We start from the raw sequence: 16,575 nt of genomic DNA, 5'->3' as shown, positions 1-16,575 counted from the left end.
GCCGCGTCGTCAGCGGCCGTCGGTGACCGTATCGCCGCCGTCCGGGGAGTACGGCCGAGCGGCTCGGACCCGGAGGAACACGAAGAGGCGCGCGTGCCGCCGGACCGGGGCTCGTGCGGCCGGGGCCGCCGGACGCAGGCTCGCCGCACCGGTGTGGCCGGGTACTTCCCCACCTGGCACCGGCTCCGGATGTGACCATGGACCCGGTCCCGGCGGCGGAGCCGGCCGGGGTCGCCGAGAGGTACCCGGACGCCGTGGAGGAAGCCGTGCCGCCCAGTCTGCTCGCCGTGTTCGCCCACCCCGACGACGAGGCGCTCCTCGCCGGCGGAATCCTCGCCCGGTACGCCGCCGAGGGCGCCCGTACGGCCGTCGTCACGGCGACCTGGGCGCCCGGCAGCCCGCGCGCCGGTGAACTCGCCGATTCCCTCGCGGCCCTCGGCGTCCCCGGACCGCCGCGCCTGCTCGGCTACGCCGACCACCGGGTCCCCGACTCCGCCCCCGGCCGGCCGCGCTGGTGCGACGCCCCGGTGGACGAGGCCGTCGGACGGCTGGTCGCCCACATCCGGGAGGTCCGGCCCGGCATCGTCCTCACCCATGACGCCTACGGGCAGCTGACCGGCCACCCCGACCACCGGCACACCCACCGGACGACCCTGCTCGCGGTGACCGCCGCCGGGCTGGGGCGGCTCTACCCCGAGGCGGGCGAGCCCTGGCGGCCCGGCGCCCTGTACCTGGCGACCCACCCCCACTCGGCCGTGACCGATCTGGGTGAACTCCTGGACGGCGTGGGCAAGTCCGTGCTGAGCGTGCCCGACTCGCACGTCACCGACACCGTGGACGTACGGCCGTGGCGGGAGCGGAAGTGGGCGGCGATCCAGGCCCACCGCAGCGAGGTGGCGCGGGACCGGGCGCTGCCCGGGCTCCTCGCCCGTCTCCCCCAGGAGACCCGCGACCGCCTCCTGGGCACCGAGTACTATACCCGCGTCGGCCTCACCGACGGCGCCTACCTGGTGTGACGGCCTGATCCTCGGCCGGACGGGCGGCTCACCCGCCGACGAGGGCGGTGAAGCGGGCGGCGTCGATGTTGCCGCCGGAGGCGATGACGCCGATCCGCCGCGGGAGGCGGTCGACGCGCCCGGCCAGCAGCGCGGCCAGCGGCGTGGCACCGCTCGGTTCCAGGACGATCCTCAGGCGCTCGAAGGCGAACCGCATCGCGGTGACGATCTCGGCGTCGGTGACCAGGGCGATGGCGTCGACCAGGCGCTGGTTGACGGGGAAGGTGAGTTCGCCGGGAGTGGCCAGCGCCTGCCCGTCGGCGATGGTGCGGGGCACCGGGACGGTGACGCGCGCGCCGGCCGCCAGGGAACGCCTGGTGTCGTCGCCCGCCTCCGGCTCGACGCCGACCACCCGGATGCCGGGATGCAGCGCGGTGGCGGCGGTGGCGCTGCCGGCGATGAGGCCGCCGCCTCCCACCGGCACCACCAGCGCGTCCAACGGGCCGGTCTCCTCCAGCAGTTCGAGGGCGGCGGTGCCCTGGCCGGCCATGACGTGCGGGTGGTCGTACGGCGGGATCAGGGCCAGACCGCGGTCCTCGGCCAGGGCGTGGCCGAGCGCGGTGCGGTCCTCGGTGTAGCGGTCGTAGGTGACGATCTCCGCCCCGTACCCGGCCGTCGCCTCCCGCTTGGAGCGGGGAGCGTCCTCGGGCATCAGGATGACCGCACTGGTGCCCAGTTCGCGAGCGGCCAGCGCGGTGGCCTGGGCGTGGTTGCCGGAGGAGTAGGCCGCGACGCCCTTCGCCAGCTGCTCCGGGGGGAGTTGGGCGACGGCGTTGTAGGCGCCGCGGAACTTGAAGGCGCCGATCCGCTGGAAGTTCTCGGCCTTGATGAACACCTCCGCCCCGACAAGGGAGTTCAGGGTGCGGGAGGTGAGGACGGGGGTGCGGTGGGCGACGCCCTCGAGGCGGGCGGCGGCCTCGCGGACGTCGGCGAGCGTGAGGGGCGGTGCGGCGGCCATGGACTGGTCCTTCGGGTGACGGGACGGGGAAGGGGGGAGCGGGGCGGTCACCAGCCGGAGACGCGCGGCCAGTACGCCTCGATCGCGGGGGACGCCGATGTGCCGCGGCCGCTGTCGACGACGTGGTAGCCGTGGTGCTGGGCGGCGGTGGCGCAGGCGTGGTTGGGCAGGACGCGCAGCCGGGTGCCGATGGGCAGCTCGGGCAGGGCCGCGCCGTCCCGGGCGGTGAGGGTGCCGTGCTCCTGACTGGCGGCGGTCATGACCAGGCCCGGGATCAGGGGGCCGGACAGGTCGGTGACCAGACCGTAGCCCTGGTCCCGCGGCTGGCCGGCGGTGCCGCGGTCGCGGGACAGGGCCATCCAGCCGCCGTCGGTGACGATCCACCCGTACTCCGGGCGGTGCCCGATGACGGTGACCACCACCGACAGGGCGATGTCGGCCGGCGCGCAGACGCCGAGACCGGCCATCACCAGGTCGAAGAAGACGTAGTTCCCGGCGCGCAGTTCGGTGACCCCGGTGAGGTCGTCGGCGGCGTGCGCGGTGGGGGTGGAGCCCACGCTGACGGTGCGCACGGGCAGGCCGGCCGCGCGCAGCCGCCGCGCCGCCGTGACCACCGCGTCGCGTTCGTTCCGCGCCGCCGCGCGCCGCTCCTCGGCGGTGAAGGCGGAGTACGACTCGCCCGCGTGGGTCAGCACGCCGTCCAGGCAGCCCGCGTCGTGCAGGACACGGCCGATCCCGGTGAGTCCCAGCGCGTCGGGCCTGAGGCCGCCGCGGTGGCCGTCGCAGTCGATCTCGATCAGCGCGGGCAGGGCGAGGCCGGTCTCCCGGGCCGCCGCGGCGACGAACTCCGCCTGCTCGCTGCTGTCCAGCAGGACGCGCAGGGTGACACCGCGCCGCACCAGGGCGGTCACGCGCGGGAGTTTGCGCGGTTCGATGCCGACGGCGTAGGTGAGGTCGCGGTAGCCCGCGTCGGCGAACGCCCCGGCCTCGGCGAGGGTGGAGACGGTGACCGGGCCGGGCGCGCCGTCGTGCAGGAGGGCGGCGGCGTCCAGGCTCTTGGCCGTCTTCACATGCGGGCGCAGGCCGACCCCGAGGCGGTCCGCCCGGGCCCGCAGACGGGCGATGTTGCGCCGTGCCCGGTGCGCGTCCACCACGGCGAACGGCGTGTCGGGATCGGCCAGCGTCCGCACGGCGGCCGGGGAGAAGGCGGTGCTCATGGGCGGGTGACCCCTCACTTCGCGTAGTTGTAGACCGTCGCCCGGGACACGCCGAGCAGGTCCGCGATGGTCTGCGCGGCGTCGCGCGAGTCGAAGTAGCCGTCGCGCTGCAACTGCCGTACGAGCGCCTTCTTCTCCTCCCGGCTCAGCGAGCGCGGGGTGGCGGCACGCTCGGCGGCGCGGGCCTCCACCACCTCGCGCAGCTCCCGCGCGGTGCGGTCGCGCAGGGTCTCCAGGGGACGCTCGCGGTGCTCGGAGTCCGTCGCCACGAGGTTGGACAGGGCGAGGGTGACGGGGGAGAGCACGGACACGTCGAGATTCAGGCACAGGGCGGCGACGTACTCGCCCGCCGCGTTCTTGATGCCGATGGACGTGCTCTTGGCCGGGCGGCCGTCGGGGAACCGGTTCGGGTAGTTCTGCACGACGCCCGGGTAGTCCGGGTCGGCGATGCGGGCCAGGCCCAACTCCGTGGCGGAATCGCCGACCTGACGGCCCGACAGGTTGTTCTCGATGGCGCGGATCGCGTGCTCCGGGTCGCGCAGGTCGTGCAGCACGACCTCGCACAGGCCGGGGAACATACGGCCCAGCGCGACCGCGATCTTCTCCGCCTCCCTCAGGAGGTGCTCATCCGCTTCCTTCAGGAGGTGCTCGTCCGCGCCGTCCTCGCCCGTGGCGTCCACCCGGTGGTCCATGGGCCTCCCCGCTCGCCTCGACATGCGGTCTACTTCTGGACGGAGAGTCTAAGTTGCCTGGTGTCCGCTGTCCAGGGGATCCCGATCGCATCGCCGCCGGGCGTCAACTACCCTCCGTACCGGCAGCTTTCGCACACGGTACGTACCGTCGAGGGGGACGCATGGCAGACCGGTCCAGTGCGGGGCCATCGAAGTGGCTGCGCCGCTTCCACGAGCCGGGCCCGGGCGTGCCGCGGCTGCTGTGCCTGCCGCACGCCGGCGGCTCCGCGAGCTTCTACTTCCCCGTCTCCAAGGCGCTGTCGCCCGCGGTGGACGTGCGGGTGGCGCAGTACCCCGGCCGCCAGGACCGCGCCGGGGAACCCTTCGCGCACTCCGTGCGGGAACTCGCCCAGGGGGTGTTCGACGCGCTGGACGAGCGGGACCGGACGCCGCTGGCACTGTTCGGGCACAGCATGGGCGCGCTGGTCGGCTTCGAACTGGCCCGGCTGCTGGAGAACGCCGGCCGGCCCCCCGCGGTGGTCTTCCTCTCCGGCCGCGCGGGCCCGTCCGCCCAGCGGACCGAAAGCCTCCACCCGGACGACGACGCGCGGCTCATCGAGGACGTCGTCCGGCTCGACGGCACCGACGCGGCCGTCTTCCAGGACGAGGAACTGCGCCGGCTGATCCTGCCCGTGCTGCGGGCCGACTACCGCGTCGTGGACACCTACCGGCCCACCCCCGGACCGCGGCTGGGCTGCCCCCTCGTCGTCCTGACGGGCGACGCCGACCCCAGGGTCACCCCCGACGAGGCCCGCGCCTGGGCCCGGGAGACCGACGGCCCGTTCGAGTGCCACGTCCACCCCGGGGGCCACTTCTACCTGGTCGCGCGGCAGCAGGACGTCCTGGCCGGGATCGAGACCGCGCTACGGCGGTTCGCGCCCGGCGCCGGGGCGGCCCTCTGAACGCGCCGGGCGCATGCGACGGGCGGCACCGGTCGAGACGGTGCCGCCCGGCGGGAGGGTGTCAGCCCAGGATCTTGGCGGACTCGATGACCACCGGCTCGGTGGGGACGTCCTGGTGGCCCTGGCGGCTGCCCGTCTTCACGCCCTTGATGGCGTCGACGACGTCCTGGCCCTCGGTGACCCGGCCGAACACGGCGTAGCCCCAGCCGTTCGGGCTCTTCGAGGTGTGGTTCAGGAACGCGTTGTCCGAAACGTTGATGAAGAACTGGGCCGTCGCGGAGTGCGGGTCGTTCGTCCGCGCCATCGCCACGGTGTAGTTGTCGTTCTTCAGGCCGTTGTCGGCCTCGTTCTGGATCGGCGCCAGGGTGGACTTCTGCTTCATGTCCGGCGTGAAGCCACCGCCCTGGATCATGAAGTTGTTGATGACCCGGTGGAAAATCGTGCCGTCGTAGTGGCCGCTGCGCACATACGCCAGGAAGTTCTCGACCGTCTTGGGCGCCTCGGCGTCGTTCAGCTCCAGCACGATCCGGCCGGCGCTGGTGTTCAGCTCGACTGTCGACATTGAAAAAATCTCCTCATTCCGGTGGGACTCGCCCACGCTACAGGTACGGCCCGGCCGGCCGTTCTCCGGTGCGACCGGCGTGCTGCCGATCGACAGCCCGAGCGCACCATGGAATATACGACCACAGGGCAGGCGCACGGTGCTGCGGCGCCCCGGGTCCCGAACGGCCATCCGGGTCAAGGCGAGGCCCCCGGCCGGCCCTGTGGACCTTCTCTCCGGTACGGCCCCGGCCTGCCGGGTCCGGTCGCGGCACCGCGCCTTCGGCGGGCGTCAGGACGGCCGGTGCGCGTCGCCGGGGGCTGGGGGCAGCGCCAGATGGGCGAGGTCGCCCGGCGGCGGCGTGGTCACCGGCCACAGCGGGGCGGCCTCCCCGTCGGCGAGCGCGGCCGGGGCGTCGGTGAGGTTCATCCGCTCCCGCAGCCGGCCGTAGAAGTCCATCGGACCGAGCCGGACCGCCTTCAGCCGGCGCGGAGCGGCGTACACCCCGATCCAGTCCCCGGGGCCGAGCACCCCCCGCAACTGGCCGTCGATGCTGACCGCGGCCCGCCCCGACCCCTCGAGCACCCGCAGCGCGACGGGCTCGTCCGGCGCGGCCACCACCGACCGGTTGAACACCATGTGCGGCGCGACCGGCGTGAACACCAGGCCCTCCGCGCGGGGCGAGACCACCGGGCCGCCCGCGGCGAAGCTGTACGCCGTGGACCCCGTGGGCGTGGCCACCAGCAGCGCGTCCGCCGAGTACGAGGCCAGCAGCCGGCCCGCCAGATAGACCCCGACCGACACCTGCCGGTCCCGGGAGAGCTTCTCCAGGACCACGTCGTTCAGCGCCGTCACGTCCAGGGCGACCCCCCAGTCCCCGCCCGCCTCGCACTCGGTGCGTACAGGTGGCGGGGGCAGCAAGGGCCCGCGCCCGTAATCCAGCAGCGCCTCCATCTGCGCGGGTACCTCCAGCCGGCAGGACGCGCGCAGGGTGAGCAGCATCCGGTGCTCCACGTGGATCCGGCCCTCCCGTACGGCGTCCAGCGCGGCCCGGACCGCGGGGGCGGGCACCTCGGTCAGGAAGCCGACCCGGCCCAGGTCGACACCAAGCACCAGGGCGTCGTTCTCGGCCGCCAGCCGGGCACCGCGCAGGAACGTGCCGTCGCCGCCCAGGGTGACGATGAGGTCGGGATCGCCCGCGCTGTCCAGCTCCTCACGGGCACTGTGCCGCGCGCCCGCCCGCCACACGTCGATGTCCGCGCAGCCCACCCCGTGCCCGGCGCACCACGCGCGCACCTCGCGCGCGGCGGCCACCGCCTCGGCGCGCCCGCCGTGCACGACCAGGCCGACACGGTTCACCGTCATACCCGTACACCTGCCTCCCAGCCGGTTTCCTGCCCGGCGCCATCCTCGCCGCGCACGGCACCGACCCGGCGCGTGCCACGCCGCCGGGCGGCACTGTCGTCCGGGGCGCGGCGGGCGGAGGTCCACTGCCTGCGGGACGTGGCGGGCGGAGGGTCACCGTCTCCGGGGTGTGCTGTGCGGAGGGCCACCCTCTGCGGGGATGTGCCCTGCGGAGGGGGCGTCGTCCCGGGGCGAGCCGTGGCGAGGGTCGCCGTCGCAGGGGCAGGCCGTGCGGTGAGCCGCCGCCGGGTGCCCGCCGCGGCTCTCACCCCCGGTCGTCGTCCGCCGCGAGGAACGGCTCCAGCACGGCCAGCAGCGCCTCCGGGCGGTCCAGCGGGATGATGTGGCCGCAGTCCGGGATGACATGGCCGGTCAACCGTTCGGCGTACGGCCGCAGTTGCCGTTCCAGCGACCGGCCCACCGGGTGGGCGCCGAGGGTGAGCGCGGGCACGGTGAGACGCGCCCCGGACACCGCCTCCCGGATCTGCCGGGCACCGGCGGGCAGCGCCCGGTAGGGACCGAACGCCGCGCGCAGCGCCTCGGTGCCGGTGTAGGCGCGGACGAACTCGGCGCGGACGTCCGGCCGTACGCCCCGGCCCAGCGTGCCGCGCCGGAGGAACCAGTCGACGTACGCCTCCTCGTGCCCCGCCAGCACCGACTCGGCCAGTCCCGGCGCCGCGTGGAACCCGAACCACCACGGCGGTCCGGCCGCGAGGAACTCCTCGGCGCCCGGCAGGTCACCCAGCAGGGACTCCATCAGCACCAGCCGCCGTACCAGGCCGGGCCGCCGCATGGCCAGCAGGAACGCGGGCGGGGTGCCGAGGTCGATGCCGACCACGGCGGCCGGTCCCGCGCCGAGCGCCTCCAGCAGGCCCGCGGCGTCGGCGGCGAGGGTTCCGGCGTCGTAGCCGTCCGCCGGCCGGTCGCTGTCGCCGAACCCGCGCAGGTCCGGCGCGATCACCCGGTACCGGCGGGCCAGCGGCCCGATGACGTCGGTCCACAGCCGCCAGGTGTGCGGGAAGCCGTGCAGCAGCAGCACGGCCGGACCCGCGCCGGCCGTGGCGACGTTGAGTACGGTCCCGTCGACGGTGACCCGGCGCAGCCGCACACCGGGCAGGGAGGTGACAGTCATGAGCGAATCCCCTGAAAGCTGCTTGAGGTAACAAACAGTGACAAGGAGACGCTAGGTAACTAGGCTCGGGGGCAACAGACCGCACTTTCCCGTCAGTTGGTGAGCTTCAGGTGACTTCCCAGGCCAAGGACGCGCCCGCCGCGCGCGGTGACCTGTTCGACCCCGCGTGCCCGACCCGCCGGCTGCTCGACCGGATCGGTACGAAATGGACGTCGATGGCGGTGAAGGTGCTGGCCCAGGCCGCACCGGGAGAGGTGCGCTTCGCCGAACTGCTGCGCCGGATGCCGGGCGTCTCGCAGAAGATGCTCTCGGCGACCCTGCGGAGCCTGGTCCGCGACGGCCTGGCCGAACGCCGGGTGGAGCCCTGCGTACCGCCCGCCGTGCACTACCGGCTCACCCCGCTCGGCCTGTCGCTCGACACCGTGCTCGCCGCCGTACGGGACTGGGCCGAGGAGCACATGGCCGAGGTCGACCGGGCCAACTCGCTGAACGACCGGCAGGAGCAGTGAGTCACGACGCTCCGGTCCGTCCGGTGTGATCTCCCTCCTTGCGGCCGCCGCACCACCCTGTGAACCTCCCCTCGAACGATTCTCCGAAGAACTTTCCTGCGAAGAACCGTTATCGGCACCGCGCCGGACGGTCTCCCAGGTGACGCACAGCATCGTTCGGCGCCGAGGACAGGGAAGCTTTGATGAGGACACAGCACACGGTGGACACGGCGGCACTGGTCGACGCCGCCCGAGCGGGAGACCCGGCGGCCCAGGACGCCCTGGTCGGCGCGTACCTCCCGCTGGTCTACAACATCGTGGGGCGGGCCCTGAACGGTTCGGTCGACGTGGACGACGTGGTCCAGGAGACCATGCTCCGGGCCCTCGGCTCGCTCGGCGACCTGCGCTCCCCGGAGAACTTCCGCTCCTGGCTCGTGGCCATAGCGATGAACCGGGTCCGCGCGCACTGGCGGGACCGCCAACTCGCCCCCGGCACCGTGGAGGAGGCCGCCGGCGTGGCCGACCCCGGCGCCGACTTCGTCGACCTGACCATCGTCCGGCTCCAGTTGTCCGGCCAGCGCCAGGAGACCGCGCGCGCCACCCGCTGGCTGGAGCCGGAGGACCGCGAGGTGCTCTCGCTGTGGTGGCTGGAGTGCGCCGGCGAACTGACCCGTGCCGAGGTCGCCACGGCCCTCGGGGTGTCACCGCAGCACACGGCGGTCCGGGTGCAGCGGATGAAGGCGCGCCTGGAGTCGGCCCGTGTGGTGGTCCGGGCGCTCGACACCCGGCCCGCCTGCGCGGAACTGGGTGGCGTGCTGGCCTCCTGGGACGGGGTGCCCTCCGCCCTGTGGCGCAAGCGGATAGCCCGGCACGCCCGCGAGTGCGCGCGCTGCGGCGGCCTGTGGAGCGGTCTGCTCCCGGCTGAGGGGCTGCTCGCCGGGCTCGCGCTCGTCGCGGTGTCCTCGGCGCTGACGGCGGCGACACGGTCAGCCGTGGCGGCCGGCCTCCACCCGACCGCGTACGCCGGCCCCGCCGCGCCGGACACGGGGGTCACCGGGCCGGATGCCGCCCCTGTCGGGACCGGGCGGGCGGGCGACGGCCTTTCGGACTCCCGGACCGAGCAGGCCGGCGACGGCCTTCCGCACCGCCGGAGCGAGCAGGCGGGCCCCGTCGGTGTGCGGGCCTCCCGGCGTCGTACGACCGCCCGCGGTGAGGCCCGGCGACGGCGGCGGATCCGGCGCCGGGCCGTCGGCGGGGCCGTGGTGGCGGCCTGCGTGGCGGGCGGCGGCCTGTGGTACTTCGGCACCGGCTCCGGGCCGGAGACCAAGGAGGCGACCGCCGCACCGACCGCCGACGCCGTCGTGGCGGACCTGTCCGCACCCAGCCCCGTACGGACCTCGGCACGGCCCTCGGCCTCCCCGTCGCCGTCGCCCTCGCGGTCGAAGAAGCCGAGCCCCGCCAAGAGCCCCCGCCCGGCACGCACGACCGGCACACCGAAGGCCCAGCCGCCGGCGCCCGCGTCCGCCACGCCCAGCCCCTCCCGGACGACCCCGCAGGCGCGTCCGGCGCCCGCCGGCACCGTGGCCCAGGTGGTCGCGCTGGTGAACAAGGAGCGGGCGGCCGCCGGATGCGGCCCGGTCACCGAGGACCCGCAACTGGAACGGGCCGCCCAGGGACACTCCGACGACATGGCCGCGCGCGGCTTCTTCGACCACACGAACCCGGACGGCGCCGGCCCCGGCGAGCGCGTCACCGCCGCGGGCTACCGCTGGTCCACCTACGGCGAGAACATCGCCCGGGGCCAGCAGACCCCGCGGGCGGTGATGGACTCCTGGATGCACAGCCCCGGCCACCGCGCCAACATCCTCAACTGCTCGTTCAAGAACATCGGCGTGGGCGTTCACAAGGGCTCGGGCGGCCCTTGGTGGACCCAGAACTTCGGCGCGAAACTCTGAACGGCCGACAACTCCGGGTGCGGGCACGCGCGTTCAGGGCCGACGCCCCGCGGGACCCGGCCGGCGGGCGGCGCCGCCGGCCGGCCCGGCTCAGCGGGCCGTGCCGAAGTCCTGCGTCCAGTAGCTGCCGGGCTGCGCCAGACCGACGCCGATCTCCTGGAATCCGCAGTCGAGGATGTTGGCCCGGTGGCCGGGGCTGGCCATCCAGCCCGCCATGACCTGCTCCGCCGTGGTGTAGCCGTAGGCGACGTTCTCGCCGTAGCTGCTCCAGGTGTAGCCGGCCTGCGTGATGCGCAGGCCCGGGTCCGAGCCGTCCGATCCGGTGTGCGACATGTTCTGGTGGGCGGCCATGTCCGCGCTGTGCTCCTGCGCGGCCTTGGTGAGCGCCGGGTCGAGGGTCAGCGGCTGGCAACCGACCTTGTTCCGCTCGGCGTTCACCAGCCGCAGGATCTCGGCGGCGACTCCGGACGCCGGGGCGGCGGGCGCCGGGGTGGTGGGCGCGGCGGTCGTCGGGGCGGTGGAGGTCGCGGGGAGCGTGGGGGTCGTGACGGTGGCCTCGGGGGTGCCGGGCGCGGCGGTGGGTCGGGGCCGCTGGGTGATGGGCCGGGCCACCACCGGACGCGTCTTGGGCCGTACGGCCGGACGCGCGTGCGCGGTCCGCGCCTCGGCCGGGGACGTGACCGGCGCGGACGACGACGGCGTGGACGTGACCGGCGTGGATGACGACGGAGCGGACGGGGGCGGCGTGGTGGTGACCGGCTCCGTGGTGCGCGGCGCGGTGGTCTGCCCGGCGGCCGCGTCCACTCCGTTGCGGTGGTGATGCCTGTGAAGGTGCTGTCCCTGCGTCACGGGCGTGCTCGTCGCGTCGGCCCGCGGCCGCTGGTCCGTGCCGTACGGCCAGTCGGTACAGGCCAGGGCGACGGATGGCACGCCCACGGCGCCGACGGCGACGGCGGTGATGACTATGCGCCGGTAGTGCTTGGTCTTGCGGTGCTGTCCCATACGTCAACCTCACTCGGTGATCGCGGAGCGCCCATTCTTGGGACGGCTTCACGCGGGACGCAAAGAGACCGACTACTACCTCACCTCGTAGCCGCTTCCGGGCCTTGCCAGCCATGCCGGGAGATGCAGAAGATTGCGACCGCGACGTTTGCACGGTGTTGTCGGTCCCTCAGGAACCCGGCGTGGACGAGGGATACGGCGAGCTGCCCGCGGGCTGTCCCGGCATTGAGCCGGCCCTGCCTCACGCCCCTGGCAAGACGGACAAATCCCATATGTCGTGGGAGTGGCATCTACTATCCGGCACCCTTAGTCGCCGACAGCCCTGTGACGGTTGTCACCTCCGGCCGCGACGCTGTCCTTCCTCCGGCCGGGTCGCTGTTCTTAAAGACGGGGAAACCGCGGGGCAACACGGCGGCACGAACCTTCCCTGCAACCGGCCCGGCGCGTCCGGGCGCAGCGCAGGACGAGGGGAGCGCCGTGACGGACATCGTCGACAGCCAAGCGCCACCGGCCCAGCCCGGCAGCCGTACGTACAACGGCTGGACGCGGAACGACACGCTGGAGGACTACTCGCTGCGCTACGCGCCCAAGTCCTTCCGCCGCTGGACGCCGTACGTCGTCGCCACCACCGCCCTCGGCGGCATCGCCTACCTCGCGGACTTCGCCATCGGCGGCTCGATCGCCGTCGCGCACGGCTTCTCCAGCGCCCTGGTGGCGATCCTGACCGCCGCGGTGGTCATCTTCCTGACCGGTGTTCCCATCGCGTACTACTCGGCGAAGTACTCCATCGACATGGACCTGCTGACCCGGGGCGCGGGATTCGGATACCTCGGGTCGACGCTCACCTCGGTGATCTACGCGAGCTTCACCTTCATCTTCTTCGCCCTCGAAGGCTCCATCATGGCGCAGGCGCTGGAACTCGGCCTGCACATCCCGCTCGCCATCGGGTACGTCGTCTGCTCACTGGTCATCCTTCCGCTGGTGGTCTACGGCATGACCGCGCTGTCGAAGATGCAGGTGTGGACGCAGCCGGTCTGGCTGGTGCTGATGGTCGCCCCGTTCGTGTCCATCGCGATCCAGGACCCGGGGAAGTTCTCGGAGTTCACCCACTTCGCGGGCAACTCACCCACGGGCTCTACCCTCAGTGCGCTCGGGGTAGGGGCGGGCGCGGGCGTCGCGCTGTCGCTCATCGCGCAGATCGGCGAGCAGGTCGACTATCTGCGGTTCATGCCGGACAAGACCCAGCGGAACGGCAGGCGTTGGTGGACCGCCGTGCTGGGTGCCGGACCGGGCTGGGTGGTCCTCGGGGCGCTGAAGCAGATCGGGGGCGCCTTCCTGGCCTTCTGCGTCGCCGGCGGCGCGGGACTCGGCAAGGCCGACGAGCCGATCCGGCAGTACGTCCACGGGTTCGGCACGTTCGCGGCGCCGGTCGCCCTGGGCCTGGCGACCTTCTTCGTCATCCTCTCCCAGATAAAGATCAACTCGACCAACGCGTACTCCGGTTCGCTGTCCTGGTCGAACTTCTTCTCCCGTCTGACACACCGTCACCCGGGCCGCGTCGTCTACATCTTCCTCAATGTCGGCATAGCGCTCGCGTTGATGGAGGGCGGGGTCTTCGGCTTCCTCAACACCGTGCTCGGCTTCTACTCCAACGTGGCCATCGCCTGGATCGGCGCGGTCGTCGCCGACCTGATCGTCAACAAGCCGCTCGGGCTCAGTCCGTCGTACATCGAGTTCAAACGGGCCCATCTGCACCACTTCAACCCGGTGGGCTTCGGCTCGATGCTGATCGCCTCCGCAGTCTCCATCGCCGCCTACTTCGAGGCGTTCGGCGCCTATGGCAAGGCGTTCTCACCGTTCATCGCGCTGTTCCTCGCCATGGCGCTCTCACCGCTGTTCGCGGTGCTCACCAAGGGCCGCTACTACCTCGCCCGCCCCGACCTCCTGGACGAGCCGCTGCTCGGCGCGGACGGGCTGCCCTCGGCCGCCGTACTGACCTGCTCGGTCTGCGCGACCGGCTTCGAACGCCCCGACATGGCCGGCTGCCCCTTCCACCAGGGCCCGGTCTGTTCGCTGTGCTGCAGCCTGGAGAAGGACTGCCACGACTCCTGCAAGCGCGGAGCCGGCGCCCCGGGGCCGGTCGCCCTCGGCCTGCCCACCGTCCGGCGGTGACCGAGTGACCGGACGCCCTGCTCGTCACGTGACCCCGTGACGGCGTGCGCGGCGGCCGGGCCCGGACGGCCGGCCGTCGCGCACCGTGTTCCGGCACCGCCGGGCCGTGCGCCGTCACTCGTTCCGGAAGACGGCCTTGCTGACCTCGGCGGGGTTCTCGAACTTCTTCTTCCCGAGGTGGGAGATCCGCTCCGTGATCTCCTTCGGCGCGTGGTTCTTCTCGGCCGCCTTCCGAAGGTCGTCGGTACCGGCCGGGTACTCCACGCCGTGCAGCGCTTTCTGCAGGTCAGGTGGGGTGATGCCCGCCATGGTTCCTCCTGGCAGTGAGTCGGTGATCGACCGGCGCGAAGGGAGCGCCGGGACTGCTCAGGTACCCATCCCACGGAAGCGGATTCAAAGATTCCGGTTGGTGGTGGGCCGAGCCGCGCGCGGGTACCCGACGGTTCCGGAAGCAGGTACGGGACCGCGGATGAGAGGACCCGATGAGCGAGAACACCCCATCGCAGGCCGAGGGCGAGCGCGAGACGGACGCCCCGGACACGGAGCAGCCGGCCCGCACCACCCCCTCCCAGGCGGAGGGGGAGAACACCGCCGAGGAGACCCCGGACGAGGAGGACGACGCGTAGGGAGGCGTCATGAGCACGGCACACACCAGCGTCCCGGAGGTGCTGGACGCCCTGAAGGACGTGACCTACCCGGCCGGCAAGGAGCAGCTGATCTCGGCCGCCCGGCAGGCCGGAGCCACGGAGGAGGTCGTCAAGGCCCTGCGTGGCATGCCCGCCGAGGAATACACCGGCCGCGCCGAGGTCGCGAGGTCGGTCCGGGTGGACCCGGACTCCGATCTCGGACTCGACGCCGGCCAACGGGCCGGACAGGCGCGGCGCGGCGGCAAGCCGGGCCTCTCCCAGCACCTGCGGGAAGAGCCCAAGACACCCATCCACGAGGAGTTCGACCGCTGAACCGGCCCGGGGACGGCTGTACGGGACGTGCGGCGGCCGTCCTCAGCGGATCGGGTCCGCGGTCGTCCTCAGCCCAGCAGGCCCGCGGCCGTTCCCGGCGGAGCGGGCCCGCGGCCGTTCTCAGCGGAGCAGGCTCGCGGCCGTTCTCGGCCGAGCGGGCCCGCGGCGTCCTCATCTGGGCAGGATCGCGGCCGTCCCCAGCAGAGCGGCCTGCGGCCGTTCTCAGCCGCGCAGGCCCGCGAGGAAGCCGGCCAAGGCCCCGGCGACCGCCTCCGGAGCCTCCAGTGGCAGCAGGTGCCCGCCCGGAACGGTGGTCAGCGTGGCGTGCGGAACGCAGGGCAGCAGGCACGCGCGCAGTACGGCGGGCGGCTCCACCCTGTCCTGCCTGCCCGCCAGCACGGCCACCGGGACCTCGATGCGCCGGGCCGCCTCGGTGATGTCCTGGGCGATGCCCCGCAGCGGCCACTCCGTGCGGGCCCCGGCGGACGCCGCCAGGCTGTCCCGTACGACCGCCTCCCGCGCCGGCCCGGGCAGCGGCCCGGCCGTCAGGACCCGGTCCACGGCGTGGCCGACGGACTCGGGCGAGTCGTAGGCGTGGGACAGGGCCTCCCGGTATGCCTCCGTGACGGCCGCCGGCGGCCGTGGGGGAGCGGGCGCGACCAGGAACACGCCGGCCAGCCCCGCCGGACGCCGGGCCGCGACCAGCTGGGCGACCTTGCCGCCCATCGAGTGGCCCACGAGGACGAACGGGCCCGTGACGCACTCCTCGGCCACCCGCGCGAGATCGTCGGCGAGCCGCTCCAGGTCGTACGGTCCCGGCAGCTCCCGCGAGGTGCCCCAGCCGCGCTGATCGAACCGGACCGTCTGCCCGGGCGGCAGCCGCCGGACCACCGCGTCCCACGTGGCGGCGGAACCGCCCCAGTAGTGCGCGAACACCAGCGCGGGCCCGCCGCCCCCGCCCCCGGTCCGGACCGTCACCGATCCGCCCGCGACGGCCACGGCCCTTGTACTTTCCGGCATTTCCACGTCTCCTCCGTATCGCGGCAGGCGTCGGCGCTCCGGTGGCACACGCGCCGGGTCATGCCGTGCACCCGCCTCCGGGCACGGGAGAAACGCTAGGCCGGTGGCAGACTCCGTCTTCGTGAAAAGAGACCGACCCCTTGTGGAAAACGGACACCCCGCCGTGCGGCAACTGCGCTACCTCCCGCCGGTCGGAGCCGCCTACGGCGTGGAGGTCCTCAGCTTCGCCGGGCTGCGCGAGACCGACACCGAACGACGACGCACCCGGCTCCAACGCCCCGACTTCCACGTCCTCGCCCTGATCACCGAGGGAAGCGGCGCGCACGAAGCGGACTTCCGCCACCACGAACTGCGCGAGGGCAGCGTCGTGTGGATCAGGCCCGGCACGGTGCACCGCTGGAGCGACGTCGAGCGCCTCGACGGCCCCCTGATCCTCTTCCAGCCCGGCTTCCTGCCCGACCCCGCGCTCGAAGCCCGCGAGGCCACCTCATCCACCTGCTGGCGCCTGCCGCCCGAGATCCTCCGGCTCGCGGTGCCGGCCGCCGGCCACCTCGGTGACGAGTACCGGGCGGCGGTGCGCCGCCCGCGCCTGGCCTCCTCCGCGGTGCTCTCCCATCTGCTGGCGGCCCTGCTCCTGCGCGTCCTGCCCGGGACATCCGCACCGCCCGCCCCCGGCGCGCCCGTCAGCCGGCACCTCGAGGTGTTCCACGCCTACCGGGCCGAGGTCGAGGAACACTTCCCCCACCGGCACCGCGTGGCCGACTACGCGCGGGCACTCGGCTACGACGTGCGGACCCTGACCCGCGCCACCCGCGCCGCCACCGGACACGGCGCCAAGGCCTTCCTCGACCAGCGCATCCTGCTCGAAGCGAAACGGCTGCTCGCCCACAGCGGGCTGCCGGCCGGCACCTGCGCACACCGCCTCGGCTTCCCCGACGCCGGCAACTTCACCACCTTCTTCCGACGCCAGACCGGCCTCGCCCCCACCGCCTGGGCAGCGGCACTCCACCAGGAACCTTGACCGCTCTCCGCGCCGCGA

General features: G+C 73.6%; 17 protein-coding genes. 8 read left to right on the top strand and 9 right to left on the bottom strand.

Annotation, left to right across the window (positions count from 1 at the left end):
• Positions 1-266: 266 nt before the first annotated feature.
• Positions 267-1,016, top strand: a complete 750-nt coding sequence (locus tag IE251_RS25410) for a PIG-L deacetylase family protein (protein ID WP_189755372.1) — start codon at positions 267-269, stop codon at positions 1,014-1,016.
• Positions 1,017-1,044: 28 nt separating this feature from the next.
• Here the strand turns inward: IE251_RS25410 and IE251_RS25405 are convergent, their stop codons facing one another.
• The 3 genes from IE251_RS25405 to IE251_RS25395 are packed head-to-tail and all read right to left on the bottom strand — an operon-like array spanning position 1,045 to position 3,922.
• Entirely contained in the window at positions 1,045-2,013 is a 969-nt protein-coding gene (locus tag IE251_RS25405) for a threo-3-hydroxy-L-aspartate ammonia-lyase (protein ID WP_189755317.1), read from the bottom strand.
• A gap of 47 nt (positions 2,014-2,060) precedes the next feature.
• The gene (locus IE251_RS25400) at positions 2,061-3,230 is read right to left on the bottom strand and encodes a DSD1 family PLP-dependent enzyme (protein WP_189755316.1); all 1,170 of its coding nucleotides are present in this window, start codon (positions 3,228-3,230) and stop codon (positions 2,061-2,063) included.
• A gap of 14 nt (positions 3,231-3,244) precedes the next feature.
• Positions 3,245-3,922 (bottom strand): helix-turn-helix transcriptional regulator, encoded by a 678-nt coding sequence (locus IE251_RS25395; RefSeq protein ID WP_189755315.1) that lies wholly within the window; start codon positions 3,920-3,922, stop codon positions 3,245-3,247.
• A gap of 161 nt (positions 3,923-4,083) precedes the next feature.
• Here IE251_RS25395 and IE251_RS25390 point away from each other — a divergent pair, with 161 nt between their 5' ends.
• Entirely contained in the window at positions 4,084-4,863 is a 780-nt protein-coding gene (locus tag IE251_RS25390; RefSeq protein WP_189755314.1) for a thioesterase II family protein, read from the top strand.
• 61 nt (positions 4,864-4,924) lie between these two features.
• Here the strand turns inward: IE251_RS25390 and IE251_RS25385 are convergent, their stop codons facing one another.
• From IE251_RS25385 to IE251_RS25375, 3 genes are all read right to left on the bottom strand, one after another.
• Positions 4,925-5,425, bottom strand: coding sequence for a peptidylprolyl isomerase (locus IE251_RS25385; RefSeq protein WP_189755313.1), 501 nt, complete (start codon positions 5,423-5,425; stop codon positions 4,925-4,927).
• Between the two features lie 270 nt (positions 5,426-5,695).
• A complete protein-coding gene (locus tag IE251_RS25380) occupies positions 5,696-6,769 on the bottom strand; it encodes an NAD(+)/NADH kinase (RefSeq protein ID WP_189755312.1) in 1,074 nt (357 codons plus the stop codon).
• 304 nt (positions 6,770-7,073) lie between these two features.
• Complete coding sequence (locus tag IE251_RS25375; RefSeq protein WP_189755311.1) at positions 7,074-7,940, bottom strand: alpha/beta fold hydrolase; 867 nt, start codon at positions 7,938-7,940, stop codon at positions 7,074-7,076.
• Between the two features lie 110 nt (positions 7,941-8,050).
• On the opposite strand from IE251_RS25375, the gene IE251_RS25370 reads away from it, so the two are divergent.
• Complete coding sequence (locus IE251_RS25370; protein WP_189755310.1) at positions 8,051-8,449, top strand: winged helix-turn-helix transcriptional regulator; 399 nt, start codon at positions 8,051-8,053, stop codon at positions 8,447-8,449.
• Between the two features lie 182 nt (positions 8,450-8,631).
• Positions 8,632-10,383, top strand: a complete 1,752-nt coding sequence (locus IE251_RS25365; RefSeq protein ID WP_189755309.1) for a sigma-70 family RNA polymerase sigma factor — start codon at positions 8,632-8,634, stop codon at positions 10,381-10,383.
• Between the two features lie 90 nt (positions 10,384-10,473).
• Here the strand turns inward: IE251_RS25365 and IE251_RS25360 are convergent, their stop codons facing one another.
• Positions 10,474-11,385: a CAP domain-containing protein gene (locus tag IE251_RS25360; protein WP_189755308.1), complete on the bottom strand. Its 912-nt coding sequence runs from the start codon at positions 11,383-11,385 to the stop codon at positions 10,474-10,476.
• Positions 11,386-11,862: 477 nt separating this feature from the next.
• Between IE251_RS25360 and IE251_RS25355 the strand changes: the two genes are divergently transcribed.
• Complete coding sequence (locus tag IE251_RS25355) at positions 11,863-13,557, top strand: purine-cytosine permease family protein (RefSeq protein ID WP_189755307.1); 1,695 nt, start codon at positions 11,863-11,865, stop codon at positions 13,555-13,557.
• 114 nt (positions 13,558-13,671) lie between these two features.
• On the opposite strand, the gene IE251_RS25350 is transcribed toward IE251_RS25355, so the two are convergent.
• Complete coding sequence (locus tag IE251_RS25350; RefSeq protein ID WP_030784217.1) at positions 13,672-13,866, bottom strand: DUF2795 domain-containing protein; 195 nt, start codon at positions 13,864-13,866, stop codon at positions 13,672-13,674.
• Between the two features lie 173 nt (positions 13,867-14,039).
• Here IE251_RS25350 and IE251_RS25345 point away from each other — a divergent pair, with 173 nt between their 5' ends.
• The gene (locus IE251_RS25345) at positions 14,040-14,183 is read left to right on the top strand and encodes a hypothetical protein (protein WP_189755306.1); all 144 of its coding nucleotides are present in this window, start codon (positions 14,040-14,042) and stop codon (positions 14,181-14,183) included.
• Positions 14,184-14,192: 9 nt separating this feature from the next.
• Entirely contained in the window at positions 14,193-14,516 is a 324-nt protein-coding gene (locus tag IE251_RS25340) for a DUF2795 domain-containing protein (protein ID WP_189755305.1), read from the top strand.
• Positions 14,517-14,738: 222 nt separating this feature from the next.
• Here the strand turns inward: IE251_RS25340 and IE251_RS25335 are convergent, their stop codons facing one another.
• The gene (locus IE251_RS25335) at positions 14,739-15,536 is read right to left on the bottom strand and encodes an alpha/beta fold hydrolase (protein WP_189755304.1); all 798 of its coding nucleotides are present in this window, start codon (positions 15,534-15,536) and stop codon (positions 14,739-14,741) included.
• Positions 15,537-15,678: 142 nt separating this feature from the next.
• Here IE251_RS25335 and IE251_RS25330 point away from each other — a divergent pair, with 142 nt between their 5' ends.
• Positions 15,679-16,557 carry an AraC family transcriptional regulator gene (locus IE251_RS25330; protein WP_189755303.1) on the top strand — a complete coding sequence of 293 codons (879 nt, stop codon included), beginning with the start codon at positions 15,679-15,681 and terminating at the stop codon, positions 16,555-16,557.
• Positions 16,558-16,575 lie beyond the last annotated feature (18 nt).

The organism is Streptomyces eurythermus (assembly GCF_014649115.1).
Lineage (GTDB): Bacteria > Actinomycetota > Actinomycetes > Streptomycetales > Streptomycetaceae > Streptomyces > Streptomyces eurythermus.
The sequence above is the reverse complement of the archived record's forward strand: the minus strand, read 5'-3'. Positions and strand labels throughout refer to the sequence as shown.